Source organism: Planctomycetota bacterium, from assembly GCA_026387035.1.
Classification (GTDB): Bacteria; Planctomycetota; Phycisphaerae; order FEN-1346; family FEN-1346; genus JAPLMM01.
In genome coordinates this window covers 1-2,088 of sequence record JAPLMM010000279.1, presented here as the reverse complement: position 1 = coordinate 2,088, position 2,088 = coordinate 1, and the positions used below count along the sequence as shown (strand labels likewise).

Genomic DNA, 2,088 nt, shown 5'->3' with positions numbered 1-2,088 from the left:
CACGTCGCCTTGACACGTCCGGCTTCCCTGGTAAAATGCCTGCCTTGATTCTGGAAACCCAAACTGACGGGAGGCAGCACAAATGGCCAGGCAGCAGATTGGGCTCGCCGGGCTGGCCGTCATGGGTCAGAATCTCGTCCTGAACATGGAGAGCAAGGGCTTCTCCGTGGCAGTCTTTAACCGCACCGGCTCGAAGACGAAGGCCTTTGTCGAGGGCCCCGCCGCCGGCAAGAACATCCACGCCACCTACGACCCGAAGGGGTTCTGCGCGGCCCTCCAGAAGCCCCGCAAGGTCATGATGATGGTCAAAGCGGGCCCGGCGGTCGACGCTATGATCGAGCAGTTCCTCCCCTACCTGGACGAGGGCGACCTCCTGATTGACGGCGGCAACTCGTTTTTCCCGGACACCGAGCGCCGGGTCCAGGAACTCGCGAAGCAGGGCATCCTTTACATCGGCACGGGCGTCTCCGGCGGCGAGGAAGGCGCCCTGAAAGGGCCCTCGATTATGCCGGGCGGCTCCGAAGAGGCCTACGCCCTGGTCCGCGAGATCTTCGAAACGTGCGCCGCCCAGGTCGATGGCCCCTGCTGCACCTCCATCGGCCCGCGCGGCGCCGGACACTACGTCAAGATGGTCCACAACGGCATCGAGTACGGCATCATGCAGTGCATTGCCGAGGTGTACGACATCATGCGGTCGGTCCTCGGCATGAAGGCCGACGAGATGAGCAGGGTCTTCACCGAGTGGAACGCCGCCGAACTGGGCGGCTACCTGATGGAGATCACCGTCGTCAACCTCGCGACGAAGGATCCCGACACCGGCAAGCCCCTCGTGGACCTCATCCTCGACCAGGCCGGCCAGAAAGGCACCGGCAAGTGGGCCAGCCAGAACGCGCTGGACCTCGGCGTCGCCGTCCCGACGATCGACATGGCCGTCGAGGGCCGCATCCTCTCGGCCTCCAAGCAGGAGCGCGTCGCGGCGTCCAAGATTCTGAAAGGGCCGGCGGCCAAGCCCTCGGCCGACAAGGCGGCGCTCCTGAAGGCCCTCCGCGACGCCCTCCATGTCGCCGTCGTCGCCTGCTACGCGCAAGGCTTCGCCCTCATGCGTGAGGCGTCTAAGGAATACCAGTACAGCCTGAAGTTCCCCGAGATTGCGCGGATCTGGAAAGGCGGCTGCATCATCCGTTCCAAACTCCTCGACCCGATCACCGCGGCCTACCGCAGGAAGCCGGACCTCGCGAATCTCCTCGTGGACGGCTTCTTTGCGGCGATCGTGAACGAGAAGACCGCCGCCCTGCGGACTGTCGTCTGCGAGGCCGTTCGCGCCGGCGTCCCGGTCCTGGGCCTCGCCTCGGCCCTCAGTTACATCGACGCGTACCGCACCGCGTGCCTGCCCCAGAACCTGACGCAGGCCCAGCGGGACTACTTCGGCGCCCATACCTACCAGCGAGTGGACAAGGAAGGCACGTTCCACACGCAATGGGCGGAACCCTAGCGCGGGTCGCCTTGCTTAGCCGCGACCCAACGGGGAGCGCGCTGCGAGCGTGCCCATGAGAATCCTTGCCGACGAAAACATTCCCCTCGTGGGGGAAGCCTTTGGTCCAATGGGCGAGGTCGTGGCTGTCCCCGCCGACGCCATTCGGCCCGCCCTCCTCCGCGACGCCCAGGCCCTGCTCGTCCGCAGCGTGACGCCCGTGGGCCCCGCCCTTCTGGACGGCTCGGCCGTGCGCTTCGTCGCCACGGCCACCATCGGCGTGGACCACGTGAACCAGGAGTACCTCCAGCAGCGCGGGATCGCCTTCGCGAGCGCCGCGGGCTCCAACGCCCAAAGCGTCGCCGAGTATGTTTTCACGGCTTTGGCGGTGCTGGCCGAACGCGGCGGCTGGCGCTTGGTCGGCAGGACGCTCGGCATCGTCGGCGTCGGCAATGTCGGCTCGCGCGTCGCCCGCATCGCCGAGGGGCTCGGCATGACCGTCCTCAGGAACGACCCGCCCCTCGCCTGCGAGACCGGGGACCCAAAATACGTGCCGATTGAAACTCTTTTCGACGCCGACATCGTGACGTTCCACGTGCCTCTCTCGCGCGAGGGCC

At 66.6% G+C, this 2,088-nt stretch carries 2 protein-coding genes; both read left to right on the top strand.

The window, feature by feature from the left end; translation table 11 throughout:
- Nucleotides 1–82: 82 nt before the first annotated feature.
- The gene (gene gndA / locus NTX40_10750; GenBank protein ID MCX5649552.1) at nt 83–1,492 is read left to right on the top strand and encodes an NADP-dependent phosphogluconate dehydrogenase; all 1,410 of its coding nucleotides are present in this window, start codon (nt 83–85) and stop codon (nt 1,490–1,492) included.
- Between the two features lie 55 nt (nt 1,493–1,547).
- A partial coding sequence (locus NTX40_10745) for a 4-phosphoerythronate dehydrogenase (protein MCX5649551.1) occupies nt 1,548–2,088 on the top strand: 541 nt, incomplete at its 3' end.

What these genes read in the sequence shown, in the direction of transcription:
- gndA (MCX5649552.1), top strand. Translation starts at nt 83, where the DNA reads ATGGCCAGGCAGCAGATTGGGCTCGCCGGGCTGGCCGTCATGGGTCAG.